The 25,705-nt window shown below is 64.0% G+C and carries 24 protein-coding genes; 11 read left to right on the top strand and 13 right to left on the bottom strand.

The window, feature by feature from the left end; genetic code table 11:
* Positions 1-7: 7 nt before the first annotated feature.
* The 7 genes from wspF to NY023_RS05840 form a co-directional block, all read right to left on the bottom strand.
* Positions 8-1,021: a Wsp signal transduction system protein-glutamate methylesterase WspF gene (gene wspF / locus NY023_RS05870; RefSeq protein WP_013971215.1), complete on the bottom strand. Its 1,014-nt coding sequence runs from the start codon at positions 1,019-1,021 to the stop codon at positions 8-10.
* Positions 1,018-3,315, bottom strand: a complete 2,298-nt coding sequence (locus NY023_RS05865) for a hybrid sensor histidine kinase/response regulator (RefSeq protein WP_013971214.1) — start codon at positions 3,313-3,315, stop codon at positions 1,018-1,020. The genes wspF and NY023_RS05865 overlap by 4 nt, the downstream gene beginning before the upstream one ends.
* Complete coding sequence (locus NY023_RS05860) at positions 3,312-3,959, bottom strand: chemotaxis protein CheW (protein ID WP_371857124.1); 648 nt, start codon at positions 3,957-3,959, stop codon at positions 3,312-3,314. Before NY023_RS05860 ends, NY023_RS05865 begins: the two co-directional genes overlap by 4 nt.
* A gap of 11 nt (positions 3,960-3,970) precedes the next feature.
* Complete coding sequence (locus NY023_RS05855; protein WP_013971212.1) at positions 3,971-5,245, bottom strand: CheR family methyltransferase; 1,275 nt, start codon at positions 5,243-5,245, stop codon at positions 3,971-3,973.
* The gene (locus NY023_RS05850) at positions 5,242-5,748 is read right to left on the bottom strand and encodes a chemotaxis protein CheW (RefSeq protein ID WP_013971211.1); all 507 of its coding nucleotides are present in this window, start codon (positions 5,746-5,748) and stop codon (positions 5,242-5,244) included. The genes NY023_RS05855 and NY023_RS05850 overlap by 4 nt, the downstream gene beginning before the upstream one ends.
* A gap of 5 nt (positions 5,749-5,753) precedes the next feature.
* A complete protein-coding gene (locus tag NY023_RS05845) occupies positions 5,754-7,376 on the bottom strand; it encodes a methyl-accepting chemotaxis protein (protein WP_013971210.1) in 1,623 nt (540 codons plus the stop codon).
* Between the two features lie 256 nt (positions 7,377-7,632).
* Positions 7,633-8,325 carry a tellurite resistance TerB family protein gene (locus NY023_RS05840; protein WP_013971209.1) on the bottom strand — a complete coding sequence of 231 codons (693 nt, stop codon included), beginning with the start codon at positions 8,323-8,325 and terminating at the stop codon, positions 7,633-7,635.
* Positions 8,326-8,543: 218 nt separating this feature from the next.
* Here NY023_RS05840 and ydcS point away from each other — a divergent pair, with 218 nt between their 5' ends.
* The 7 genes from ydcS (at position 8,544) to NY023_RS05805 (ending at position 14,741) form a co-directional block, all read left to right on the top strand.
* On the top strand, positions 8,544-9,695 hold the full coding sequence (ydcS, locus tag NY023_RS05835) for a putative ABC transporter substrate-binding protein YdcS (RefSeq protein ID WP_013971208.1): 1,152 nt from the start codon (positions 8,544-8,546) through the stop codon (positions 9,693-9,695).
* Between the two features lie 150 nt (positions 9,696-9,845).
* Positions 9,846-10,877 carry an ABC transporter ATP-binding protein gene (locus NY023_RS05830; RefSeq protein WP_013971207.1) on the top strand — a complete coding sequence of 344 codons (1,032 nt, stop codon included), beginning with the start codon at positions 9,846-9,848 and terminating at the stop codon, positions 10,875-10,877.
* A 1-nt stretch (position 10,878) separates the two neighbouring features.
* The gene (locus NY023_RS05825) at positions 10,879-11,790 is read left to right on the top strand and encodes an ABC transporter permease (protein WP_013971206.1); all 912 of its coding nucleotides are present in this window, start codon (positions 10,879-10,881) and stop codon (positions 11,788-11,790) included.
* Entirely contained in the window at positions 11,780-12,586 is an 807-nt protein-coding gene (locus NY023_RS05820; RefSeq protein WP_013971205.1) for an ABC transporter permease, read from the top strand. Before NY023_RS05825 ends, NY023_RS05820 begins: the two co-directional genes overlap by 11 nt.
* Before the next feature lie 17 nt (positions 12,587-12,603).
* Positions 12,604-14,028: a gamma-aminobutyraldehyde dehydrogenase gene (locus tag NY023_RS05815; RefSeq protein ID WP_013971204.1), complete on the top strand. Its 1,425-nt coding sequence runs from the start codon at positions 12,604-12,606 to the stop codon at positions 14,026-14,028.
* A gap of 129 nt (positions 14,029-14,157) precedes the next feature.
* Positions 14,158-14,412 (top strand): type II toxin-antitoxin system HicA family toxin, encoded by a 255-nt coding sequence (locus tag NY023_RS05810; RefSeq protein ID WP_013971203.1) that lies wholly within the window; start codon positions 14,158-14,160, stop codon positions 14,410-14,412.
* Positions 14,409-14,741 (top strand): type II toxin-antitoxin system HicB family antitoxin, encoded by a 333-nt coding sequence (locus NY023_RS05805; protein ID WP_013971202.1) that lies wholly within the window; start codon positions 14,409-14,411, stop codon positions 14,739-14,741. Before NY023_RS05810 ends, NY023_RS05805 begins: the two co-directional genes overlap by 4 nt.
* A 164-nt stretch (positions 14,742-14,905) precedes the next feature.
* On the opposite strand, the gene NY023_RS05800 is transcribed toward NY023_RS05805, so the two are convergent.
* Positions 14,906-16,012 carry an NADH:flavin oxidoreductase/NADH oxidase gene (locus NY023_RS05800; RefSeq protein ID WP_013971201.1) on the bottom strand — a complete coding sequence of 369 codons (1,107 nt, stop codon included), beginning with the start codon at positions 16,010-16,012 and terminating at the stop codon, positions 14,906-14,908.
* A 557-nt stretch (positions 16,013-16,569) separates the two neighbouring features.
* Between NY023_RS05800 and NY023_RS05795 the strand changes: the two genes are divergently transcribed.
* A complete protein-coding gene (locus NY023_RS05795; protein ID WP_013971200.1) occupies positions 16,570-16,833 on the top strand; it encodes a DUF3077 domain-containing protein in 264 nt (87 codons plus the stop codon).
* A gap of 420 nt (positions 16,834-17,253) precedes the next feature.
* On the opposite strand, the gene recJ is transcribed toward NY023_RS05795, so the two are convergent.
* Together recJ and NY023_RS05785 are read right to left on the bottom strand one after the other, a co-directional pair.
* Positions 17,254-18,963, bottom strand: a complete 1,710-nt coding sequence (gene recJ, locus NY023_RS05790) for a single-stranded-DNA-specific exonuclease RecJ (protein ID WP_013971199.1) — start codon at positions 18,961-18,963, stop codon at positions 17,254-17,256.
* Positions 18,964-18,971: 8 nt separating this feature from the next.
* Positions 18,972-19,514, bottom strand: a complete 543-nt coding sequence (locus NY023_RS05785) for a YaeQ family protein (RefSeq protein ID WP_013971198.1) — start codon at positions 19,512-19,514, stop codon at positions 18,972-18,974.
* 133 nt (positions 19,515-19,647) lie between these two features.
* Between NY023_RS05785 and NY023_RS05780 the strand changes: the two genes are divergently transcribed.
* Both NY023_RS05780 and NY023_RS05775 read left to right on the top strand, forming a co-directional pair.
* On the top strand, positions 19,648-20,847 hold the full coding sequence (locus tag NY023_RS05780; RefSeq protein WP_013971197.1) for a CaiB/BaiF CoA transferase family protein: 1,200 nt from the start codon (positions 19,648-19,650) through the stop codon (positions 20,845-20,847).
* Between the two features lie 20 nt (positions 20,848-20,867).
* The gene (locus NY023_RS05775; RefSeq protein WP_013971196.1) at positions 20,868-21,743 is read left to right on the top strand and encodes a TIGR02285 family protein; all 876 of its coding nucleotides are present in this window, start codon (positions 20,868-20,870) and stop codon (positions 21,741-21,743) included.
* Positions 21,744-21,993: 250 nt separating this feature from the next.
* On the opposite strand, the gene NY023_RS05770 is transcribed toward NY023_RS05775, so the two are convergent.
* Both NY023_RS05770 and NY023_RS05765 read right to left on the bottom strand, forming a co-directional pair.
* Positions 21,994-22,275, bottom strand: coding sequence for a DUF3509 domain-containing protein (locus tag NY023_RS05770; RefSeq protein WP_013971195.1), 282 nt, complete (start codon positions 22,273-22,275; stop codon positions 21,994-21,996).
* Positions 22,276-22,354: 79 nt separating this feature from the next.
* Positions 22,355-22,774: a response regulator gene (locus NY023_RS05765; RefSeq protein WP_013971194.1), complete on the bottom strand. Its 420-nt coding sequence runs from the start codon at positions 22,772-22,774 to the stop codon at positions 22,355-22,357.
* A gap of 345 nt (positions 22,775-23,119) precedes the next feature.
* On the opposite strand from NY023_RS05765, the gene NY023_RS05760 reads away from it, so the two are divergent.
* The gene (locus NY023_RS05760) at positions 23,120-24,070 is read left to right on the top strand and encodes an IS110 family transposase (RefSeq protein WP_013970357.1); all 951 of its coding nucleotides are present in this window, start codon (positions 23,120-23,122) and stop codon (positions 24,068-24,070) included.
* A gap of 206 nt (positions 24,071-24,276) precedes the next feature.
* On the opposite strand, the gene thrC is transcribed toward NY023_RS05760, so the two are convergent.
* Positions 24,277-25,686: a threonine synthase gene (thrC, locus tag NY023_RS05755; protein WP_010952565.1), complete on the bottom strand. Its 1,410-nt coding sequence runs from the start codon at positions 25,684-25,686 to the stop codon at positions 24,277-24,279.
* Positions 25,687-25,705 lie beyond the last annotated feature (19 nt).

The following is a 25,705-nucleotide window of genomic DNA, read 5'->3' as shown; positions in this document are numbered from 1 at the left end:
CACTTCGTCATTTTGCGAAAAATTCCATCAAGCGCCCGGCTATGCGTTCCAGCGGGCGGATCTCCACTGCGGCATCGATGGCCGCAGCGGCCTTGGGCATCCCGTATACCGCGCTGCTGGCCTGGTCCTGGGCAATGGTCAGGAAACCCTGCTGGCGCATCAGCTTCAGGCCCTGGGCACCATCGCGGCCCATGCCGGTAAGCAACACACCCACCGCATCGCCGGTCCAATAGCGCGCCACACTCTCGAAGAACACATCGATCGAGGGCCGGTAGATTTCATTGACAGGTTCGGCAGTGTAGGCCAGTTGGCCGTTCTGTAGCAGGCGGATGTGGTGATTGGTGCCGGCCAGCAATACCTGCCCCGGCTGTGGTGGCTCGCCCTCACGGGCCAGGCGCACCGGCAAGCCGGCGGCGCTGCTGAGCCATTCTGCCATGCCCGCGGCAAATACCTGGTCCACATGCTGGACCAGCACGATGGCCGCCGGAAACGCCGCCGGCAGGCCCTTGAGCAGTACTTCGAGGGCCGCCGGGCCGCCAGCGGACGAACCGATCGCGACCAGCCCGCGGTGCTGTGACGCCGCCCGCACGGGTGCGGCGACCGGGCGTGCGGCCGGTGCGCGCTGCTGACCAATCAACCAGCTTATGTTGAGGATCTTGCGCAGCAGTGGCGCTGCCGCTTCACGCGGATCGCCCGCCCCCAGCGCCGGCGTGTCGACCACGTCGAGGGCGCCGTGGCCCATGGCCTCGAATACCCGGTGCACGTTCTGCTTGCGATCGACCGTGACGATGACGATGGCGCAAGGGGTTTCGGCCATGATCCGCCTGGTGGCCTCGACGCCATCCATGACCGGCATGATCAGGTCCATGAGGATCAGGTCTGGCTGCTGCTCGGTGCAGCGCTGCACCGCCTCGGCGCCATTACTGGCCACCCACACCACCTGGTGCGCCGGTTCGAGGGCAACCGCCCGGCGCAGCGCCTCGACGGCCATGGGCATGTCGTTGACGATGGCGATCTTCATCCCTGAGCACCTCCGATCAGCTCAACCACAGCATCCAGCAACGCATCGTCATGGAAACTGGCCTTTGCCAAATAGTAGTCGGCGCCGGCATCCAGGCCCCGCCGTCGGTCTTCCTCACGGTCCTTGTAGGACACCACCATCACCGGCAGCGATTGCAGGCGCTGGTCGCGGCGTACCAGGGTGACCAGCTCGATGCCGTCCATGCGTGGCATGTCGATGTCGGTGATCAGCAGGTCGAAGTCCTCGCCACGCAAGGCATTCCAGCCGTCCATGCCATCCACCGCAACGGCCACGTCGTAGCCACGGTTGCCGAGCAGCTTGCGCTGCAGTTCACGCACGGTCAGCGAATCATCGACCACCAGGATGCGCTGGCGCGCCACGCCACGGGTGCCGCTGCTGCCGCGGTCAATGCGTTCCAGGCTGCCAGTGCTGAGCAGCTTCTCCACCGAACGCAGCAGGTCCTCCACATCGACGATCAGCACCACCGAGCCGTCGTCGAGCAGGGCGCCGGAAGAGATGTCCTGCACCTTGCCCAGCCGTGGGTCGAGCGGCATCACCACCAGCACCCGCTCGCCCATCAGTCGCTCCACGGCTACCCCGTACAGCTGCTCGCGCTCGCGGATCACCACCACGCGCAGGTTGCTCTCCTGCGTTTGCCCGGCCGGGCGATTGAGCAGTTGGCTGGCCGCGACCAGGCCTATGTGCCGGCCTTCGTGCCAGAAATGCTGGCGCCCCTCGATCTGCACGATCTCTTCGGCACTTACTTCGAGCGTGCGTTCGATATGAGCGAGCGGGAAGGCATAGGCCTCGCCACCCACCTCGACCACCAGGCTGCGCACAACCGACAAGGTCAGTGGCACCTGCAAATGGAAACGGCAGCCCTGCCCGGCCAGCTGGGTCAGCTCTATCGAACCGCGCAGCTCCCGGATCATGTGCTGCACCGCATCCAGGCCGACACCGCGCCCAGACACCTCGGTGACTTTGTCGCGCAGGCTGAAACCGGGCAGGAACAGGAATGTCAGCAACTCTTCCTCGCTCATGCGCGCCACCGTGTCAGCGGGCGACAGGGCGCGCTCGACAATGCTGCTGCGCAGGCGTTCGAGGTCGATGCCGGCACCGTCGTCAATCAGTTCCAGGCTGAGCATACCGGCCTGGTGCGAGGCCCGCAGGCGGATCACGCCCTCCTCCGCCTTGCCCGCCAGCAGGCGCCGCTCGGGCAGCTCGATGCCGTGGTCGACCGCGTTGCGCAACAGGTGGGTCAACGGTGCCTCGAGCTTTTCCAGCACATCACGGTCGACCTGGGTCTTCTCCCCTTCCACCAGCAGCCGCACCGGCTTGCCCAGCGAACGGCCAAGGTCGCGCACCATGCGGCTCTGGCCGGTCAGCACATCGGCAAACGGCCGCATCCGGCAGGCCAGCGCGGTGTCGTACAGCAATTGTGCGCGCTGGCTGGCCTGCCAGCCGAACTCGTCCAGGTCGGCAGCCTGCTGCTGCAGGATCTGCTGGGTTTCCGCCAGCAGGCGCTGGGTCTGTGCCAGGGCCTCGAGCACCTCGCTGCTCTGGCCACTGTCCTCCAGTTGCATGCGCAGGCCATCAAGCGCTTGCATGCCCTGGCCGTGCATGCGCTTGAGGCGCTGCAGGGTGGCCAGGTAAGGCTTGAGCCGCTGGGTTTCCACCAGCGACTTGCTGGACAGGTCGAGCAGGCTGTTGAGGCGATCGGCGGTGACCCGCAGCACCCGCTCCGTACCTTCGCCGGTGCGCTTGCCGGCCTTGCGACGCGGGGCCAGCTCGGGCTCAGGCTCCAAGGGTTCGACGGGCAGCGGCAACGGTTTGGCTTGCACGGTTTGCGCCGGCGCTTCCGGCAGCGCTGGCACGGCTGGCGGCGCGGGGGGCAAGGCTGCCGCCCCCGGGTCGAGCAGGTTGGCCATTTGCGCAAGGAACACCGGCAGGGTCGCCTGCGCCCCGGCATCGCCAGGCGTGGCGATGCGCATCAACAGGTCGGTGCCCTGCAACAGGGCATCGATATGCTCGGCGCTCAGCCGCAGGCGACCCTCCTGGGCTGCCACCAGGCAGTCCTCCATGACATGGGCGACACTGACGCCAGCGTCCACTCCGACGATCCGCGCCGCGCCCTTCAGCGAGTGGGCCGCGCGCATGCAAGCCTCGAGCTGGTCGGCCTGCGTGGGATTACGCTCCAGCGCCATCAGGCCGGCACTGAGCACCTGGGTCTGCGCCTCGGCCTCCAGGCTGAACAGTTCGAGCAACGATGCGTCGCGCATTTGCTCTGGGGTCATGACAGGCTCCGCTGCACGGCAGACAGTAAATGTTGATCGTCCAGCACCCGCACGCTGCGGCCACGCCATTGCAGGACCGCTGCGGTGAAGTGGGAGGCGTCCTGCCCGCTGTTCAGCAGCAGCGGGTCGAGCCGGTGAATGCCGTCGATTTCCTCGACCGCCATCACCACCGGCCCGCCCTCCGCGGCCAGGATCAGCATGCGTGGCATCGCCCGGCCGCCACGTTGCTCGGCAGCGCTGGCCTGCACACCCAGCAAGTCAGCCAGTGACAGGCACGGCACCAGCGCACCACGTACGTTGGCCACCCCCTGCAGCACCCGCGAGCGCTGGTGCGGCAGCGAATGCACCGCCTGCAGCGGGGCAATTTCGGCCAGGCAGGCGGTGGGCAGCGCCAGCCATTCTTCGCCAAGGCGGAACAGCAGCATGGAGCGGCCGGTGTTTTCCTCCACCGGCGCAGCCACGGCTGCCTGGTGGTCCTGCATAAGTGCGTAGCGGTCGAGCAGGCGTGTGGCCGCTGCGGCATATACCTCGCAGTTGCGACAGTGAACATGACGCTCCAGCAATGGGCACTGCTTGTCGCCGTGCACGCCAATACGGTTCCAGCAGTCATCGACGTGCGTGTCAGCCTCGGCGAGCAATTGCATCGCGGATTCCTTCATCGTTCAGACTCCCGGCCAACCCGCGCGGCGCGCTCCTGCAGGCGCCGGGCACCGGCCAGGTCACCCTGGGCTGCCAGCAAGGCAGCCAGGTGTACCAGCGCCTCGGAGTGCTGCGGTTCCAGGTACAGGGCTTTGCGATAGTGGGTCAGAGCCTGCTGCGCATCGCCTTCGGTGTCGCTGAGCAGCCCCAGCCAGTAGTAAACCTGCGCCGAAGGCGCGAACTGGCCCAGGTAGCGCTGGCATTCGGCACGGGCCTGCTCGCTGGCACCGGCGTTGGCAAGCCGGGCAATGCTGGCCAGCAACTCAGTTGCATCCTCGCGTTTGTGCTCGCGCGCCGGTGCTGGCTTGGCGGCAAAGGGGAGCACCCGCAATGGGCGCGGCAACGCTGCGCTCGGTAACGGAGAGCCTGGCTTGGCAGGTGCTGGCGACGTGCGCCGCAAGGGCTGGACCGGGGGCGTAGCCAGCGCAGCGCTACCGCCCTCCTGGCGCACGTAGGCGAACGACTGGGCAATCCCCAGCGGGCGCATGCCCAACCGCGCCAGCAAGCTGCCTTCGGCGGGGCCGATGAACAGCACGCCTTGTGGATGCAGCAAGCGCTTGAGCACTTCGAACACCCGTTGCTGGGTCGGCACGTCGAAATAGATCAGCAGGTTGCGGCAGAACACGAAGTCGTACAGGCCATCGCGGCTGGCCAGCGCCGGGTCGAGTACGTTGCCCACCTGCAGGCTGACTTGGTCACGCACCCGCTCATGCAGGAGGTGGCCTTCGTCGAGCGCATCGAAGTAACGCTCGCGAAAGCCCAGGTTACTGCCACGGAAGGCATTGCGCCCGTACACGGCCTGCCCGGCCTTGGCCACGGAACTGGGGCTGATGTCCATGCCGTCGATCATGAACGCCCCCGGCGCGATACCGGCATCGAGCAAGGCCATGGCCAGCGAATAGGGCTCCTCGCCGGTCGAGCAAGGCAGGCTGAGCAAGCGCAGCGGGCGCGCCCCGGCCAGCTCGGCCAGGCGCTTGTGCGCCAGGCTGGCCAAGGCGGTGAAGGATTCGGGGTAACGGAAGAACCAGGTTTCCGGGACGATGACCGCTTCGATCAGCGCCTGTTGCTCATCCGTCGACTGCTGCAGATGCAGCCAGTAATCATCCAGGTCCGCGGCGTCCACGGCCACGCAACGCTGGCGCAGCGCACGCTCGACCATGGGCGAGCCCACCGACTCCACGTCCAGGCCAATGCGCTCGCGCAAATAGCGGAAAAAATGCTGTTCGTTCATGTCGGCATCCCTGTCGGATCACCCGCATACAGCAACTCGTGCACGGCATCGGGGAGCAGGTCGTTGACTTCGATGCGCTGCAACAAGCCCTGCTCATCCTGACGCACCGGGCCCAGATACGGGGCCTCGCCGCTGTCCACGCCATACGGCTGGAACTCGTCGGGGTGGCAACGCAGGGTTTCGGTGGCCTGCTCCAGTATCAGGCCAAGCTGCAGGCCGACTCGGTAGTGCACCAGAACCAGGCGGGTACTGGTGCGCTGCGCTGCCGGTTGGCCGAAGCTCAATGCCGCCAGGTCGACCACTGGTACCAACAGGCCTCGGTGCGCAAGGATACCTGCGACCCAGGCAGGTGCCTTGGCGATCGGTTTCAACGGCTGGCGCGGCAGCACCTCGATCACCTCGTGCACGCTCAGGGCAAAGCGTTGCTCCCGAATGCGAAACTGCAGGTACAACGCCCCCTTGGCGTTGCCCGTCCGCGCGGCGCGCGGTTGCAAGTCGTTCATCGCGGTCAGACTTTGAAGCGCGATACGCCGCCACGCAGGCCTGCGGCCACCTGGCTCAGCTCATCGATGGCGAAACTGGCCTGGCGCAGCGACTCGACTGTCTGGGTGCTGGCATCGCTGAGCTGGGCCAGCGCCTGGTTGATCTGCTCGGCACCGGTGGCCTGGGCCTGCATGCCTTCGTTGACCATAAGCACGCGCGGCGCCAGAGCCTGCACCTGGTGGATGATCTGGCTGAGCTGTTCGCCCACCTGCTGCACCTCGAACATGCCGCGGCGCACTTCTTCGGAAAACTTGTCCATGCCCATGACCCCGGCCGACACCGCCGACTGGATCTCGCGCACCATCTGCTCGATGTCGTAGGTGGCAACGGCGGTCTGGTCGGCCAGGCGGCGCACTTCGGTGGCCACCACGGCAAAGCCGCGGCCGTACTCGCCGGCCTTTTCCGCTTCGATGGCAGCATTGAGCGACAGCAAGTTGGTCTGGTCGGCAACCTTGACGATGGTCACCACCATCTGGGTGATGTTGCTGGCCTTTTCGTTGAGGATGCCCAGCTTGGCGTTGACCAGGTCGGCGGCGCCCATCACCTGGTGCATGGTTTCTTCCATGCGTGCCAGGCCCTGTTGGCCGGAGCCGGCCAGGCTGGAGGCCTGGTCGGCGGCCGAGGTGACTTCGGTCATGGTACGCACCAGGTCACGCGAGGTGGCGGCGATTTCCCGCGAGGTGGCGCCGATTTCGGTGGTGGTGGCAGCCGTTTCGGTGGCGGTGGCCTGCTGTTGCTTGGAGGTTGCGGCAATTTCGGTCACCGAGGTGGTCACCTGCACCGACGAACGCTGGGCTTGGGCCACCAGGTTGGCCAGGGCCTCGGCCATTTCGTTGAAGCCGCTTTCGATGGCGCCGAACTCGTCCTTGCGGTCCAGGCTCAGGCGCATGCTCAGGTCGCCGGAGCGCAGTTTGTCGAGGGCATGGACAATGCGTTGCATGGGCGCGGTGATGGCGCGCATCAGCAACAGGCCGCAGATACCGGCGGCGATGATCGCCAGCAGCAGCGAAACCATCATGCTGCCCTTGGCGGTGCTCACGGCACCGACAATCTCGTTGGTGTCGGCGTCAGCAGCGGCACGGTTGTGCTCGATCACTTCGTTCAGAAGCTTGCGGCCGTCCACCCAGGCCGGGGTCAGCACATCGGTGATCAACCGCTGGGCTTCGGCATAGTCGTGCTTTCGGTAGGCTTCCAGCACCTGCTCGATGATCTTGAGGTAGGCAACCTCCATCTGGATGAAGGCATCGAACCGCGCCTGGTCGTCATCATCCTGAATGGTGCCCTGGTAGCTGGCCATGTGCTCTTTCAGGCGGTCCTGGAAGCTCTTGAACAGTTCCGCATCGGCCGAGGTGAATTCACGCTGGTTGGACAGGCCTACCAACTGCTGGCTAGCCACGTAACCGTCGACCCAGGCACTGCGGATCATCGAGCTGTAGTAGAGGCCGGGAATGCTGTCGGTCCCCACTGCCTGTTCGGCGGATGCGATGGTCACCAACCGCGAGTAGGCGGCCACGATCATCAGCAGCATGATGGCGATGATCACGGCGAAACTTGCCAGGATCCGTTGGCGCAAGGTCCAGTTCTTCACATTCAGCCCTCAGGAATTCACAACGAGCGGGAAAAATCGCCGAAGTATAGCCCAGGCGCCCAGTGCTCATGCGGCTGAAATGTGGGGTGACCAGGTAACCTTGCCGACAGACCGGTCATTTGTGCCCAACGCCATTGGGGCCGCTGTGCGGCCCATCGCCGGCAAGCCAGGCTCCCACCTCGACCGCATGACCTCAGGTCATGTGTGATCCATGTGGGACCCGGCTTGCCGGCGATGGGCTGCAACGCAGCCCCCATCACTGGCCGGCGGCAAGCCTTGCCTGGCTTTCCAGCTCCTGGCGCAGGGCCGGGTCCAGGCGCAGCTGGCGGGCCAGTTCGTCCAGGTAGGCGCGCTCCATGAAGTTTTCCTGGTCGACCATCATCACGCTGGCCAGGTACATCTCGGCGGCCATTTCCGGCGTTTGCGCGGCACGGGCCACTTCGGCCGGATCCAGCGGCTTGTTCAGCTCGGCATGCAGCCAGTGCTGCAACTCGCGGTCGTTGTCCAGGCGGGTGAATTCACCCTCGATCAGCGCACGCTCGCGTTCGTCGATATGGCCATCGGACTTGGCCGCCGCCACCAGCGCCCGCAGTACCGCCTGGCTGTGCAGCTCGGCCTGGGCCGGCGGCAGGCGGTCGACGGTCTGTGGCTCGGTGGCGGCCACCTGCTGGCGCGCCTGCCAGTTGCCGTAGGCCTTGTAGGCCAGCACACCGAGCGCGGCCAGGCCGCCATAGGTGAGGGCCTTGCCGCCATATTTGCGGGCTTTCTTGTTGCCCAGCAGCAAACCCATGGCACCCGCTGCCAGGGCACCACCACCGGCACCGGAAAGCAGGCTGCCAAGGCCGCCGGCACTGGCGCCTGGCTTGCCAGAGCTGCCCTTGCCGGCCTGGCTGGCGAGCAAGTCCTGGCCGGACTTGAGCAACTGGTCGAGCAATCCCCGGGTGTTCATCAAACGGTCTCCACGTTGGCCAAGGGAACCGTCAGGTTAAGCCCTGCCCGCTCGATCGCCATGGGGGGATTTGCTTCCGGATGTTGCATTGGCTGGCAAAAAGCCAACTAGACTCGATATCGCCAATACCGCGCGTAAACCGCACTACGCCTATAACGCTCGCTTCACGGCTTGCTTGATGACTGCCCCGACCAAAATCTCCAAGAAGAGGGAACACCATGTCAGTGCACAAGACCGCATTGCTCGGCGCAACCGCCTGCGCCGTGCTGGCCAGCGCCAGCCTGCAGGCTGCCGAACCGCCCAAGGCCCTGGGGCCCGGCGAGGGCCGCCTGGACATCGTCGCCTGGCCCGGCTACATCGAGCGCGGTGAAAGCGATAAGGCCTACGACTGGGTGACCGGCTTCGAGAAGGAAACCGGCTGCAAGGTCAGCGTCAAGACCGCCGCCACCTCGGACGAAATGGTCAGCCTGATGACCAAGGGCGGCTACGACCTGGTCACCGCCTCGGGAGATGCCTCGCTGCGGCTGATCGCGGGCAAGCGGGTACAGCCGATCAACACCGACTTGATCCCCAACTGGAAGAACATCGACCCACGGCTGCAGAACGGTGGCTGGTACGTGGTCGACAAGCGGGTCTACGGCACCCCGTACCAATGGGGCCCGAACGTGCTGCTGTACAACACCGACGTGTTCAAGCAGGCGCCCACCACCTGGGGTGTGCTGTTCGAGCCGCAGAACCTGCCCGACGGCAAGCCGAACAAGGGCCGCGTGCAGGCCTACGATGGGCCGATCTACATCGCCGATGCGGCGTTGTACCTGAAGACGGCCAAACCGGAACTGGGCATCCAGGACCCGTACGAGCTGAGCGAAACACAATACAAGGCCGTGCTGGAACTGCTGCGCCAGCAACAACCGCTGATCCACCGCTACTGGCATGACGCCACGGTGCAGATGAGCGACGTGAAGAACGAAGGCGTGGTTGCCTCCAGCTCCTGGGGCTACATGGTCAATGGCCTCAAAGCCGAAAAGCAGCCCGTGGCCTCGACCATTCCCAAGGAAGGCGCGACCGGCTGGGCCGACACCACCATGCTGCACAGCGAGGCCAAGCACCCCAACTGTGCCTACAAATGGATGGACTGGTCGCTGCAGCCGAAAGTACAGGGTGACGTGGCGGCCTGGTTCGGTTCGTTGCCGGCGGTGCCGGCGGCCTGCACCGGCAACGAGCTGCTGGGGGCCGAGGGCTGCAAGACCAACGGTTTCGACAACTTCGACAAGATCGCCTTCTGGAAAACCCCGCAGGCCCAGGGCGGCAAGTTCGTGCCGTATAGCCGCTGGACCCAGGATTACATTGCGATCATGGGCGGGCGCTGAGGTTGCCTGAATGCCTGTGCCGGCCTCTTCGCGGGTGAACCCGCTCCCACAGGTAGAGCACCACCCTTACAGGCGGTGATGAACCTGTAGGAGCGGGTTCACCCGCGAAGAGGCAGGCACAGGAGTAAGCCAGTTGTCCGGAGCACACGCATGCCCCTAGCCGTCCAGTTCACCCACGTTTCCCGCACCTTCGGCGAGGTCAAGGCCGTCGACCAGGTCAGCATCGACATCATCGATGGCGAATTCTTCTCCATGCTCGGCCCCTCTGGCTCGGGCAAGACCACCTGCCTGCGCCTGATCGCCGGCTTCGAGCAACCCACAAGCGGTTCGATCCGCATCCACGGTGTCGAGGCTGCGGGCGTACCGCCCTACCAGCGCGACGTCAACACCGTATTCCAGGACTACGCCCTGTTCCCGCACATGAACGTACTGGACAACATCGCCTACGGCCTGAAGGTAAAAGGCGTTGCCAAGGCCGAACGCCACAGCCGCGCCGAAGAAGCCCTGGCGATGGTGGCCCTGGCCGGCTACGGCGCGCGCAAGCCGGCGCAGTTGTCCGGTGGCCAGCGCCAGCGCGTGGCCCTGGCCCGCGCGCTGGTCAATCGGCCACGAGTACTGCTGCTGGACGAGCCGCTTGGCGCGCTGGACCTGAAGTTGCGCGAACAGATGCAGGGCGAGCTGAAAAAGCTGCAGCGCCAGCTGGGCATCACCTTCATCTTCGTCACCCACGACCAGACCGAGGCGCTGTCGATGTCCGATCGCGTCGCAGTGTTCAACCGCGGCCGTATCGAGCAGGTCGACACCCCGCGCAACCTGTACATGCAGCCGGCCACCACCTTCGTAGCCGAGTTCGTCGGCACCTCCAACGTTGTGCGCGGCGAACTGGCCACCTTGCTCAATGGCAGCCCGGCGCCCTTCTCCATTCGCCCCGAACACATCCGCCTCGGCGACCCGGCCACAGCCGGCCAGCACGTCCAGGTCAGCGGCCAGCTGCGCGATATCCAGTACCAGGGCAGTGCCACCCGCTACGAGCTGCAACTGGACAGCGGCCAGTTGCTGGCGGTGAGCCAGGCCAACGACCGCTGGCAGGCCCAGGCACAGGCCTGGCAACCCGGGCAACGAGTACAGGCGCACTGGCCCCGCGAAGCCATGACGGTGCTGCAGGAAACGGAGGGCCGCTGACATGAGCACGCTGCGCGGCCTGTCCAACCTGCTGTACCGGCGCCCCAACCTGTACCTGGCCCTGCTGCTGATCCCACCGCTGACCTGGTTCGGCGCGATCTACCTGGGCTCGCTGCTGAACCTGCTGTGGCAAGGCTTCTATACCTTCGACGACTTCACCATGGCGGTGACCCCGGACCTGACCCTGGGCAATTTCGCCGCGCTGTTCAACCCGTCGAACTTCGACATCATCCTGCGCACCCTGGGAATGGCGCTGGCGGTGTCGCTGGCCAGCGCGGTGCTGGCCTTCCCCATCGCCTACTACATGGCGCGCTACACCAGCGGCAAGACCAAGGCATTTTTCTACATCGCAGTGATGATGCCGATGTGGGCCAGCTACATCGTCAAGACCTACGCCTGGACCTTGCTGCTGGCCAAGGGCGGCGTGGCCCAGTGGTTCGTCCAGCAGCTGCACCTGGATGCCCTGCTGCAAATGGTGCTGGCGGTCCCGGGCGTGGGCGGCAGCACGCTGTCGACTTCGCACCTGGGGCGCTTCATGGTGTTCGTGTACATCTGGCTGCCGTTCATGATCCTGCCGATCCAGGCCTCGCTGGAACGCTTGCCGCCGTCGCTGCTGCAAGCTTCGGCAGACTTGGGCGCCAGGCCCGGCCAGACCTTCGTGCAGGTGATCCTGCCGCTGTCGATCCCGGGCATTGCCGCCGGTTCGATCTTCACCTTCTCGCTGACCCTGGGCGACTTCATCGTGCCGCAGCTGATCGGCCCGCCCGGCTATTTCATCGGCAGCATGGTCTATGCCCAGCAAGGGGCGATCGGCAACATGCCGATGGCCGCCGCGTTCACCCTGGTGCCGATCGTGCTGATCGCGGTGTACCTGTCCATCGTCAAGCGACTGGGAGCCTTCGATGCACTCTGAAAAAGCCTCGACCGGGCTGCGCCTGGCGGCCTGGGGCGGGTTACTGTTCCTGCACTTCCCGATCCTGATCATCTTCCTGTATGCCTTCAACACCGAAGACGCGGCGTTCAGCTTCCCGCCCAAGGGCTTTACCCTGAAGTGGTTCGCCGTGGCCTTTGCCCGGCCCGATGTGCTGGAAGCGATAAAGCTGTCGCTGCAGGTGGCCTGCCTGGCCACGCTGATCGCCCTGGTGCTCGGCACGCTGGCCTCGGCGGCGCTGTACCGGCGCAGCTTTTTCGGCAAGGAGAGCATTTCGCTGATGCTGATACTGCCTATTGCCCTGCCTGGCATCATTACCGGCATCGCCCTGCTCTCGGCGTTCAAGAGCCTGGGGATCGAGCCCGGCGTGTTCACCATCGTGGTCGGCCACGCCACGTTCTGTGTGGTTATCGTCTACAACAACGTGATCGCCCGCCTGCGGCGCACTTCGCAGAGCCTGATCGAAGCTTCGATGGACCTCGGTGCCGACGGTTGGCAAACCTTCCGCTACATCATCCTGCCCAACCTCGGTTCGGCGCTGCTGGCCGGTGGCATGCTGGCCTTTGCCCTGTCGTTCGACGAAATCATCGTCACCACCTTCACTGCCGGCCACGAACGCACCCTGCCGATCTGGCTGCTCAACCAGCTCAGCCGCCCGCGCGACGTGCCGGTGACCAACGTGGTCGCCATGCTGGTGATGCTGGTGACCATGCTGCCGATACTTGGCGCCTATTACCTGACCCGTGGCGGCGAAAGCGTCGCGGGCAGCGGCAAATGACCCTGGAGGAGTCCCCGATGCAAACGCAGATGCTGATCAATGGCCAGCTGGTCGCTGGCGAAGGCCCGGCCTGGACGGTGCTCAACCCGGCGCTGGGCAGTGCCCTGGCGCAGATCAACGAAGCCAGCGAGGCCCAGGTGGACAGCGCCGTGCGCGCCGCCGACCAGGCCTTCGACAGCTGGTCGCAAACCAGCCCCAAGGAACGCTCGCAAGCCTTGCTGGCACTGGCTGACGCTATCGAAGCCCATGGCGACGAACTGGCCCGACTGGAATCGCAGAACTGCGGCAAGCCGCTGAGCGCCGCGCTGAATGACGAGATCCCGGCAATTGCCGACGTGTTCCGCTACTTCGCCGGTGCGGCGCGCTGCCTGGGCGGCTCGGCAGCTGGCGAGTACCTGCCGGGCCATACTTCGATGATCCGCCGCGACCCGCTGGGCGTGGTGGCCTCGATCGCGCCGTGGAACTACCCGTTGATGATGCTGGCGTGGAAGATCGCCCCGGCCCTGGCCGCCGGCAACACGGTGGTGATCAAGCCCTCCGAGCTGACCCCGCTGACCGCCCTGCGCCTCGGCGACCTGGCCCGGGACCTGCTGCCACCGGGGGTGCTGAACATCCTCTTCGGCCGTGGCCAGACGGTCGGCAACCCGCTGGTCAACCACCCCAAGGTGCGCATGGTGTCGCTGACCGGCTCGATCCCCACCGGCGCGCACATCATCAGCGCCACCGCCGACAGCGTGAAACGCATGCACATGGAACTGGGCGGCAAGGCCCCGGTGCTGGTGTTCGACGATGCCGACATCGATGCCGCCATCGACGGCATCCGTACCTTCGGCTTCTACAACGCCGGCCAGGACTGCACCGCCGCCTGTCGGCTGTACGTGCAGGATGGCATCTACGAGCGTTTCGTCGAACGCCTGGGGGCCGCGGTGGCCAGCCTCAAACCGGGCCTGCAGGAAGCCGAGGACACCGAACTGGGGCCACTGATCAGTGCCCAACACCGTGACAAGGTCGCAGGGCTGGTGCAACGGGCCATTGCCCAGCCACACATTCGCCTGGTGACCGGTGGCAAGGCGATTGATGGCGACGGTTTCTTCTTCGAGCCGACAGTGCTGGCCGACGCCCTGCAGGACGACGAAATCGTGCGTAACGAAGTGTTCGGCCCGGTAGTGTCGGTGACCCGCTTCAACGACGAAGCGCAGGCGCTGGAATGGGCCAACGACTCCAACTACGGCCTGGCCTCATCGGTATGGACCCGCGACACCGGCCGCGCCCACCGCCTGGCGGCGCGCCTGCAGTATGGCTGCACCTGGGTGAACACCCACTTCATGCTGGTCAGCGAAATGCCCCATGGCGGGCAGAAGCATTCGGGGTATGGCAAGGACATGTCGATGTATGGGCTGGAGGACTACACCTGTGTGCGGCATGTGATGATCAAGCATTGAGCGGTCGTGTTGATCGAGGGGCTTTTGCATCCCCTCGATCAACATCTCAGACATTTCCTTCAAGCACGATCCCCTCCATCCTACTACGCATCCATTGAGCCCCTCTCATTGGTATCATAATCTGATACCATGAATAACCATCAGCAAGCCACACTTGAAGCAGTACTGAAAAAGCCGGTTCCCAGGACGCTGGAATGGGTGCGACTGGAGTCAATGTTGGTATCACTGGGTGCCCGGATCATCGAAGGAAGAGGGTCACGGGTTCGCTTTGAACTCAATGGCGCAGTAGCAACCTTCCATCGCCCTCATCCGGACAGGCACGCCAAGCCCTATCAACTAAGAGACGCCCGCCAGTTCCTCGAGCAGGCAGGAGTAATACCATGAATGTCATGACCTACCGCGGCTACGCCGCTCGTATCGAATACAGCGACGAAGACCAGTTACTGATCGGCCATGTCGCAGGTATTCGCGATGTGATCGGTTTCCATGGCGAATCGATCAGTGAGCTGCGCCAAGCATTCGAAGACGCCGTGGACGATTATCTTGAGACTTGCCAACGCCTGGGCCGTGAGCCACAGAAAACCTACTCCGGCAAGCTCAGCCTGCGCCTGGAGCCTACCCTTCATGCCAGTGTGGCGGCCAAGGCCGAGTTGGCCGAGAAAAGTATCAACCAGTGGGTAAGCGATATTCTCAGCAAGGCTGCCTATAGCTGAATTGAGATGCCGACGCGGTCGTTGTAGAAGCGACCTTGTGTCGCGAAAGGGCCGCAAAGCGGCCCCGGCAATATCAGCGGCGGAGCTGGAAACCTGGGGCCGCTTCGCAGCCCTTTCGCGACACAAGGCCGCTCCTATAACGACCGTGTAATGCTTGGGTCAGGTCAATCCCGCAGGTCCGACTCGTGAATCGGGTTGGCCCGGCTGGTGGCGCGCTGGTACTGCGCAGGCCAGGTAGCTTTGTTGCCGCCCAGGTCGTCGTCGGCGTGCAGCGGCCAGTACGGGTCGCGCAGCAGTTCGCGGGCGAGGAAGATGATGTCGGCCTGGCCAGTGCGCAGAATGTGCTCGGCCTGGGCCGGTTCGGTGATCATGCCCACGGTGCCGGTGGCGATTTCCGATTCCTTGCGCACACGCTCGGCGAAGCGCGTCTGGTAGCCCGGGCCGGTGGGGATTTCGGCGTTGACCGAGGTGCCGCCGGAGGACACATCGATCAGGTCGACGCCCAAACCACGCAGGCGGCGGGCCAGTTCGACGGTTTCATCCGGGTTCCAGCCGTCCTCGACCCAGTCGGTCGCCGACACCCGCACGAACAGCGGTAACTCGGCAGGCCAGACTTTGCGCACGGCCTCGACCACCTGCAGGGTCAGGCGGATGCGGTTTTCGAAGCAACTGCCGTATTCGTCGCGACGCTGGTTGCTCAGCGGCGACAGGAACTGGTGCAACAGGTAGCCGTGGGCGGCGTGGATTTCGACCACCTTGAAACCGGCCTTCAGGGCGCGCTCGGTAGAGGCGACAAAGGCGGAGATCACAGCCTGAATCTCATTGTGGTTCAACTCGTGCGGCGTCGTGTGTTGCGGGTCGAAGGCGATTTTCGACGGGCCCACCGGTTGCCAGCCGCCCTCCTCGAGCTTGACGCTGCCTTGCTTGCCCAGCCATGGGCGATAGGTGCTGGCCTTGCGCCCGGCGTGAGCCAGCTGGATGCCGGGCACGCTCCCCTGGGCGGTGATGAAACGGGTGATGCGTTGCAGCGGGGCGATCTGAGCGTCGTCCCACAGGCCGAGGTCTTCGGCGGTGATGCGGCCATCGGCGGTCACCGCCACGGCTTCAGTGATTACCAGGCCAGCGCCGCCCACGGCGCGGCTGCCTAAATGGACAAGGTGCCAATCGTTGGCCAGGCCATCGACGGCGGAATACTGGCACATCGGCGAAACGGCGATGCGGTTGGGCAGGGTCAGCTGACGCAGGGTGTAAGGCTCGAGCAGCAGGCTCATGAGGGCACCTCCCAAGGACTCCAATGGTGATCCGGCCCGGACACTCAATTGCACGTCCCTGGCCCAGGTCCGGTCATAACTTCAGACTAGACCAGAATGGTTGGGGGGGAGGTTCCATGGGATTTGGTAGAGGTTGAACGGCTCTGCGTTACCAGCGCCATGTCTGATCAGAGCTTCAGATATCCCTTACGGCCCAGATCTGGTGAAGCCTAGGCTGAGGAAATAACCTACAAGTCCTGTCGACTCGCGTCTGATTGTTACTGGAATCCCGACTCTCTAGCCTTTGCTGGTCGCTGGCATTCAGCGGCCGGGGGTGGAATCCCGATCAATTACCGAGTAGCTGTCGTCATGGCAGTTGTGCGCGGAAGGCCGCAAAGCCTACCGGGTTTACTCGTAGCCTGGATTCCACACCGCGTACAACTGCCACCCTTCGTGTGGAATCGGAGAGGCGGTCAATCAGCAACCATACGAGTGATTGATATGAAAATGACAGTCCCTGATCCTCCCTCATTTCTTCTCCTTCGACAAAACGCTCAGAATGATCAGGAGAGGGATCAATGAACACAGACGACACCCAGTACACCGTCGGCAAGACCACTTTCTTTCAGGGTGAAAACCAGACCCACCCATTATTTCGCATCGAAGCGGGCATTCCGTGCCGAGACGCCCGTGATCAGGCTTCGGAATTGATGGGCTATGTGCGGGAGTTGACCATCGTCGGGCTAATGGATGAGAAACCCATGATGATCTGGGCTGCGCACTATCTCAGTGCGATGGCCAAGGCACTGATGGATGATGCCGAGTTAGGTATGGCGCGCTGAGTTTGATGTGATCATCGATCGCACATGGAGCACATTAGCCAGCCCGCCGCAGAGCCTTGTGGGAGCGGGTTTACCCGCGAAGAATGCGACTTGGTGCATGGCACCGGCTTCGCCGGTGTTCGCGGGTGAACCCGCTCCCACAGGTACAGCGCAAGCCTCGAGCCCGGTGAAGGCCCTGTGGGAGCGGGCATGCCCGCGAAGCAGCGACGCGGTGGATGGCACCGTCTTCGCCGGTGATCGCCGGCAAGCCAGCTCCCTCAGGTACAGCGCAAGTTTCAAGCCCGCCGCAGGCCCTGTGGGAGCGGGTTTACCCGCGAAGCAGGCGACGCAGTGGATGGCACCGGGTTCGCCGGTGTTCGCGGGTGAACCCGCTCCCACAACGGGCCAGCGCCAGGCCGTCAGCAGCGGCGGTATCTACCCTCAACGGGGCTCCATGTGGGCAATCATCAACTGCACACTTTCATTACCACGAAACTCGTTCACATCCAGCTTGTACGCCAGCTCGACCCAACGCACCGTCGGGTTCGGCCACACTTCGCGGTCAATGCCAAAGGCAATGCCGTCCAACCGCACCGAGCCGCACTCGCTCTTGAGCACCACCTTCAGGTGCCGCTCGCCCACCACGCGTTGCTCCACCAGCTGGAACACGCCATGGAACAGCGGCTCGGGGAAGTGCTGCCCCCAGGGCCCGGCATGGCGCAGGGCCTTGGCCAGGTCGAGGTGGAACTCCTCCACCGCCAGGCTGCCGTCGGACAACAGCCGACCGGTCAGGTCCTCTTCGCGCAGCTGGCGTCGTACTTCTTCATCGAACGCCTCGGCAAATGCCGGGAAATTGGCCTCGGGCAACGACAACCCCGCCGCCATCGCGTGGCCGCCGAATTTGCTGATCAGGTGCGGGTGGCGCGCCGCCACCGCATCCAGCGCATCGCGAATATGGAACCCCGGCACCGAACGCGCCGACCCTTTGAGCATGCCCTCGCCAGCGTCGGCAAAAGCGATGGTCGGCCGGTGGTAACGCTCCTTCAGGCGCGAAGCCAGAATACCGATTACCCCCTGGTGCCAGTCGGCATCGAACAGGCACAGGCCATATGGCATCGACTCGACAGGCAGGTCCTTGAGCTGGGCCAGGGCCTCGCGCTGCATGCCCTGTTCGATGGACTTGCGGTCCTGGTTCAGGTCGTCCAGCTGCTGGGCCATGTCCTGGGCCAGGGCCGCGTCTTCACACAGCAGGCATTCGATGCCCAGGCTCATGTCGTCCAGGCGCCCGGCAGCATTCAGCCGCGGGCCAAGGATGAAGCCGAGGTCAGTCGAGGTGATGCGCCGATGATCGCGACGGGCCACTTCAAGAATGGCCTTCAGCCCCGGTCGGGCGCGGCCGGCACGAATGCGTTCGAGGCCCTGGTGCACCAGGATGCGGTTGTTGGCATCCAATGGCACCACGTCCGCGACGCTGCCCAGGGCCACCAGGTCGAGCAATTCGCCGATGTTCGGCTGCGGCTGCGTTTCATAGCGGCCCAGGCTGCGCAGACGCGCACGCAGGGCCATCAGCACGTAGAAGATCACCCCTACCCCAGCCAGCGCCTTGCTCGGGAAACTACAGCCCGGCTGGTTGGGGTTGATGATGGCGTCGGCGTCGGGCAACTCCGCGCCCGGCAGGTGGTGGTCGGTGACCAGCACCTTGAGCCCGGCGGCTTTGGCGGCTGCCACACCGTCGACGCTGGAAATCCCATTGTCCACGGTGATCAGCAGCTGCGGCTGGCGTTGCAGCGCCACCTCGACGATCTCCGGGGTCAGGCCGTAGCCGTACTCGAAGCGGTTGGGCACAAGGTAGTCGACGTGGGCCGCGCCCAGCAGGCGCAGGCCCAGCACGCCGACAGTACTGGCAGTGGCGCCGTCGGCATCGAAGTCGCCGACGATGAGGATGCGCTGGCGCTGGTCGATAGCCTCGACCAGCAGATCCACGCCGGCCTCGATGCCCTTGAGCTGCTGGTACGGCAGCAGGCGCGCGAGGCTTTTGTCCAGCTCGGCCTCGCTCTGCACGCCGCGCGCGGCGTACAGGCGGGTCAGCAAGGGTGGCAGGTTACCCAGGAATGGCAGGGTGGGCGGCAGCGGGCGAGGTTCGATACGCATGAGGGGCTTCAGCCACGCTCACCAAGCAGCCACTCCAGCTGCACTTCGTGCTGGCCACGGTCGTCGGTGACGAACAACGTGCCTTCACTGATCATCACGTCCCACTTGATGGTGCGGGGCATGTCGGTGGCGAGGGTTTCCAGCACCTCCTGCGGCACGGCGGCGATGCTCAGGTTCTTCAGCCCCTTGACCGCGTCTACCACCTTGTTCTGCCATACGCGCAGGCTGCCGTAGGCCAGCAGGCTGGTACGCTCGGTGCGGCGCGAGCACCAGGTCAGTCGGTCGGCGTCCGGCTGGCCTACCTCGATCCAGTGCAGGATGCGATCGTCCAGGCTCTTTTCCCACAGCGCCGCCTCGTCCACGTCGGACAGGCCACGGCCGAACGACAGGTTTTCGTTGTACCAGAGGGCGTAGGCCAGCAAGCGTACGGCCATGCGCTCTTCGGTTTCCGAAGGGTGGCGGGCAATGGTCTGACGGACGTTTTCGTACACGCCGCGGTCGAGGTCGGTCAGGTTCAGTTCGAATTTGTAGGTGGTGGACGGCTGGGCCATGGTCGACGGGCTTCTTGCGCAGAGAAAAAGTGACACAGTCTAACCGATACTGCCCTTCGTTGCCCCGCAGCAGTATCTGCCGCTTCGGACCTATGATAAAACCACGCATCTGCCCAGCTGCCACGGATGCCCCATGACTACGCCCAGCAAACCCCTCGCCGGTCTCAAGGTTGTCGAACTCGGCACCCTCATCGCTGGCCCGTTCGCCTCGCGTATCTGTGCCGAATTCGGCGCCGAGGTGATCAAGGTCGAATCGCCCGATGGCGGCGACCCGTTGCGCAAATGGCGCAAGCTGTACGAGGGCACCTCGCTGTGGTGGTTCGTGCAGGCCCGCAACAAGCAGTCGCTCACCCTCAACCTCAAGCACCCAGAGGGGCGCGAGATTCTAAAACGCCTGCTGGCCGACGCCGACATCCTGATCGAGAACTTCCGCCCAGGCGTGCTGGAAAAACTCGGCCTGGGCTGGGACGTGCTGCACGCGCTCAACCCGCGCCTGGTAATGGTGCGCCTGTCGGGCTTCGGCCAGACCGGGCCGATGAAGGACCAGCCGGGCTTCGGCGCCGTGGGCGAGTCGATGGGCGGCCTGCGCTACATCACCGGCTTCGACGACCGCCCACCGGTGCGCACGGGCATTTCCATCGGTGACTCGATTGCTGCCCTGTGGGGTGTGATCGGTGCACTGATGGCGCTGCGACACCGGGAAGTCAACGGCGGCCAGGGCCAGGTGGTGGACGTGGCCCTGTACGAAGCGATATTCGCCATGATGGAAAGCATGGTCCCGGAGTTCGATGTGTTCGGCTTTATCCGCGAACGTACCGGCAACATCATGCCAGGCATCACGCCCTCCTCCATTCACACCAGCGCCGACGGCAAGCATGTGCAGATCGGCGCCAACGGCGATGCGATCTTCAAGCGCTTCATGCAAGCCATTGGCCGCACCGACCTGGCCGACGACCCGACCTTGGCCACCAACGATGGCCGGGACCTGCGCCGTGACGAGCTGTACGGGGTAATCGACCGCTGGGCCAACAGCCTGCCGCTGGAGCAACTGATACAGGTGCTGAACACCGCCGAAGTGCCGGCCAGCCGCATCTATTCGGCCGAGGACATGTTCAACGACCCGCAGTACCTGGCACGCGAAATGTTCCTGCAGGCCAAGCTGCCGGACGGCAAGCCATTCCGCATGCCGGGCATCGTGCCCAAGCTGTCGGACACCCCCGGCTCCACCGAGTGGGTAGGCCCGGCGCTGGGCGAACACACCGAGGCACTGCTCGGCAACCTGGGCTACGACGCGGCGGCCATCGCCAGCCTGCGCGAAGCAGGCACGGTCTGACCCTGGCGCGGCCCTGGTCCATGCGCGCTGCCCGTTGCCTACGCCACCTGGCCCTGCTGTGCGGGCTGCTGCCCGCATTGCTGTTGCAGCCTGCCAGCGCCAAGGAGCGCCTCTTCTGGCTGGTGCGCGACCTGCCGCCGTTTACCATTCTGGAAGGGCCGGAAAAAGGCCAAGGGGTGATCGACCAGTTGCTGCCCCTGCTGATCAGGCAGATGCCCGAGTACGACCACAGCATCCTGCGGGTCAACCGCGCCCGCGGCATCCAGATGCTGCAGGACCCGAAAAGTTTCACCTGCGACCCGACCCTGCTGTGGACGCCGGAACGCGCCGAATATGTGAGGTTTTCCGTGCCTTCCCTGGGCGTGCTCAGTGGCGGCCTGGTGCTGCGCAAGGAAAGCGAGGCGCTGGTGGCGCCTTACCTCGACGGCCAGGAGGTAGACCTGCTCAACCTGCTGAGCAAGACCCCACTGAAGCTGGGTGTTGTCGCCGAGCGCAGCTATGGCACACAGATCGACGCCATCCTGCGCCAGTTGCCCGACACCGCGTTCAGCCGCCACTACGGCAACGACGCCACCGCCAACCTGCTGCAGATGCAACAGCTCGGGCGCCTGCGCATGGTGCTCGGCTACTGGCCCGAGGTGCGCTACCTGGTCGACCTGCAAGGCGGGGCACTGGCTGACTACCAGTTTCACCCTGTGAAAGGGGTAAACCGCTACCAGTTTCTGCATGTGGGCTGTTCAAACAGCGAGCTGGGGCATGAAGCCATTGCGCACATCGACCAGCTGCTGCCTGCCCTGCGTCGGGATGTGTTGCCGGAGTTGTATGCACGCTGGCTGGACCCGGCGTTGCAGGAAGACTATCTGGAAGAGAGCAAGCGCTTCTTCGAAGACCGCTGATTGCCTGCACCGGCCCTATCGCCGGCAAGCCAGCTCCCACCTCGACCGCATCAACCTCAAGCCATGTGCAGTAACTGTGGGAGATGGATTGCAGGCGATAGGGCCGGTGCAGGCAACTCAAAAAGAAACCCCGGACGCTGGGGAAACACGCCCGGGGCCAAGCGAAAGCCCTTGGGGGCTTCCCGTGCAGCCTTGCCAGCGCCGGAGCAAAGCACTGGCCCGGCTGCCCCTACAGTGTCTGATAAACCACTCAGGCAAAGGTTCCATGGGGTTGCTGGCGCTGCTGCAATGCCGCGATCACACAGGGCTGCAAACGCCCTTCGGCGATCTGCAGGTCACGGTGAAGGCCATCCACCAGGTCGACCAACAGGCGTTGTTCCTGCAACTGGCGTTCGCTCACCGTGCGTCGCAAGGTAATGCCGGCGAGGCGGTCATGAACGGTCAGTTGGCGATTACCCTGGGCATCGGCTATGCCGAGGTGGGTCTGATAAGGGGTCAGGGCTTCGTTGAGCAGTCTGCAGATTCTTTCCATCCGGATCACTCGCTGCGTGGTGGGATATAGAGGAACTGACCAACAGACGCAGCGGAAAGTTCGTTACACCGCGGCTGCTTCAGTGAGCATGCGGGGCGGACGTGACAGTTTGAATACGCCGCCACGGGCGCACCTGCAGTGCCTGCAGAGCGCGCTGCAGGCTTGGCATCGACAGCGGCCAGGGCAGTTCGGCGAGCACCCACAGGCCCCGGTTTCTGGCCTCTTGGGCAAGGTTGCGGCGCTCGGGGGTAGCCTGGCCGACGAACAGCAAAGCACGAGTTCGGTGCTGCTGTTCGAGCAAGGCAAGGCCGGCCCGGGTTGGCATGGCGTGGTCAAGGATCAGCAGATCGGGGCGGTGATCGGCGTTCAGGCAGGCGTCGAGGTCTGCACTGGTTTCGCTGATGCGCACATGGAACATGCCCTGAGCGTTGAGGGCCTGGTGCAGGAGGATCTGATGGGATGGGCGAGCCTGGTGGATCAACACGTAGGGCTGGTGCATGAGCCGCTCCTGATGGGAGGACCGGCTAATTTAGGCGTTGCGCTGGGCGACCTGAATAGGATGTTTCTGATGGAGCAGTGGGAAGATTCGGATAATTAGACCTGCTCCGCAGCCCATCGCCGGCAAGCCAGCTTGTGTCTTCAAGGTCTCTTAAACTCGAAAGGGTGAGAGCAGTGGATGGCAGACTGAAAGCCAGGTGTGCTCTAAAGCACGAGTGGGAGCCTAGTCGCCATCCACCTCCCACTCTGACCTAAGCCCGAACAGTTGAATGAGTGGCGAACTCGCAGTCACAAGCTAGGGCTAAGTCAGAGTGCTCTCACTTCTTGAGTGTAAGAGGGCTTGGCGATGATTTCCTACTTCGTTGGTCTCGACGTTTCGAAAGCGACTCTGGATGTGGGCTTTCTTCCTGAAAGTATTCCCCAGTTCCAGGTCAGGAATGACTCTGAGGGCTTTGCGCAACTGATCGCATGCCTGAACGAGCTTGAGGTCGAACGGGTCTTGCTGGAAGCCACCGGTGGCTATGAACGGGCCGTATTCAAAGCCTTGCGACTGGAGGGTTTGAACGTCGTCAGGGTCAACCCCAGGCGCTGTCGGGACTATGCGAGTGCCATGGGCAAAATTGCCAAGACTGACAAGATCGACGCCCAGATGCTGGCGCGGTTTGCCAGGGACTTCGAGGACTTGCCGCAGATAGAGCCTAATCAAGATCGGGATGAACTGGGAGAGCTCATCAAACTCCGTGGCAATCTTGTCCAGCATCGGGATGATGACAAGCGTCGGATGAAACAAACCACTTCAGCTACGGCCATTACCGTTTATACCGAGCATGTCGCTTACCTGAATGATCAGATTAAGGCCTTGGACAAGGCGATTGAGCGTGCCTCGAACGTGCTGGATCGCACGACAGCCATGCGGCTAAGGTCTGTGAAAGGGATTGGCGTCATCAGTTGTGGCACCTTCATGGCCTACCTACCTGAGCTGGGAAGCGTGACGGGGCGCGAAATTGCAGCCTTGGCTGGGTTAGCGCCGTACAACAAAGACAGCGGCAAGAAGAGTGGCCCGAGGAAGATCGAAGGCGGGCGTTACAGAGTCCGCAAGGCGGCCTACATGTCGATCTGGTCAATGATCCAGCATGTCCCAGAAGTTAGAACCCGCTATGAAGCCCTGATAGCCCGAGGCAAGCGCGCAAAAGTTGCCGCAGTGGCGTGCATGCGCGTGTTGCTGGTGCGCCTGAACGCAATGCTGCGTGACGGAACGGAGTGGAAAGAGCTCAAGCCTCAGGTACCCGCACCCTGATCACGAACGAGGATCGATTTTCTACAAATGCGGGCTTCGCCAGCGACACCGCTACGCGGTATCGAGCGAAGCCCTGCCCGAATGGCACGCTTGAAAATAAATTTCTAAAGACAGTTGCTCCCACAGAGATTGCACATGACCTTGGGTCTATGTGGTCGGGGTGGGAGCTGGCTTTCCGGCGATGGGCCGCAGTGCGGCCCCGATGCTTACAAAGGCTTGCCGCGGTTACCATGCTGGCTGACAAAGCCCTGCACGGCCTTCAGGTCATTGGCCAGCACCGTGCAACGCTCTTCACGGCTGAACAGGTCGCTGAGGTGCGCTGGCAGCTCCAGCGCCTTGCCAACACCGGCCTTCTCCACCGCTTCCGGGAACTTGACCGGGTGCGCGGTACCCAGCACCACCATCGGCGTGTCCAGGCTGCGGCGGCACTCGCGGGCGGCCTTGACGCCGATAGCGGTGTGCGGGTCGAGCACTTCGCCGGTAGCGGCGAACACTTCGGCGATGGTTTCGCAGGTCTGCTCGTCGCTCACTGCCAGCGAGTCGAACAGCTTGCGCGCTTCGGTCCAGCGGTCTTGCTCGACGCTGAAACCGCCACCTTGCTTGAAGTTGGCCATCAGCTCGGCAATGGCGCCGCCGTTGCGGCCGTGCAGGTCGAACAGCAGGCGCTCGAAGTTGGACGAGACCATGATGTCCATCGACGGCGACAGGGTCGCGTGCAGGGTTTCCTTGACATACTGGTTGCCGCTCATGAAGCGGTGCAGGATGTCGTTGCGGTTGGTGGCGACGATCAGCTGGCTGACCGGCAGCCCCATGTTACGTGCCAGGTAACCGGCGAAGATGTCGCCGAAGTTGCCGGTCGGCACCGAGAACGCCACGGAACGCGCCGGGCCACCCAGCTGCAGGGCAGCGTGGAAGTAGTAGACGATCTGGGCCATGATCCGCGCCCAGTTGATCGAGTTGACCGCAACCAGGCGGGTGCCCTTGAGGAACGACTGGTCGGCGAAGCTGGCCTTGACCATTTCCTGGCAGTCGTCGAAGTTGCCTTCGATGGCGATGTTGTGGATGTTGTCGCCGAAGATGGTGGTCATCTGCCGGCGCTGCACTTCCGACACGCGCTGGTGCGGGTGCAGGATGAAGATGTCGACGTTGTCGCAACGGCGGCAACCTTCGATGGCGGCGGAACCGGTGTCACCGCTGGTGGCGCCGATGATCACCACGCGCTCGTTGCGCTTGGCCAGCACGTGGTCCAGCAGGCGGCCGAGCAGTTGCAGGGCGAAGTCCTTGAACGCCAGGGTCGGGCCGTGGAACAGCTCCAGCACCCACTCGTTGCTGTTCAATTGACGCAGCGGGGCAACCGCGGCGTGGGCGAACTCGCCGTAGGTTTCCTCGAGGATCTTCTTGAAGTCGGCGTCGGCGATGCTACCTTCGACGAACGGGCGCATCACCCGGAAAGCAAGTTCGTGGTACGGCAGGCCAGCCCACGAGGCGATTTCTTCCTGGGTGAAGCGTGGCAGGTTTTCCGGGACGTACAGGCCGCCGTCGCTGGCCAGGCCAGCCAGCAGGACGTCTTCGAAATTGAGGGCCGGAGCCTGGCCGCGGGTACTGATATAGCGCATGGGTGCAAACCTTCGATAC

Origin of the sequence: Pseudomonas sp. NBB, assembly GCF_032701105.1 — a bacterium.
GTDB lineage: Bacteria > Pseudomonadota > Gammaproteobacteria > Pseudomonadales > Pseudomonadaceae > Aquipseudomonas > Aquipseudomonas asiatica.
The sequence above is the reverse complement of the archived record's forward strand: the minus strand, read 5'-3'. Positions and strand labels throughout refer to the sequence as shown.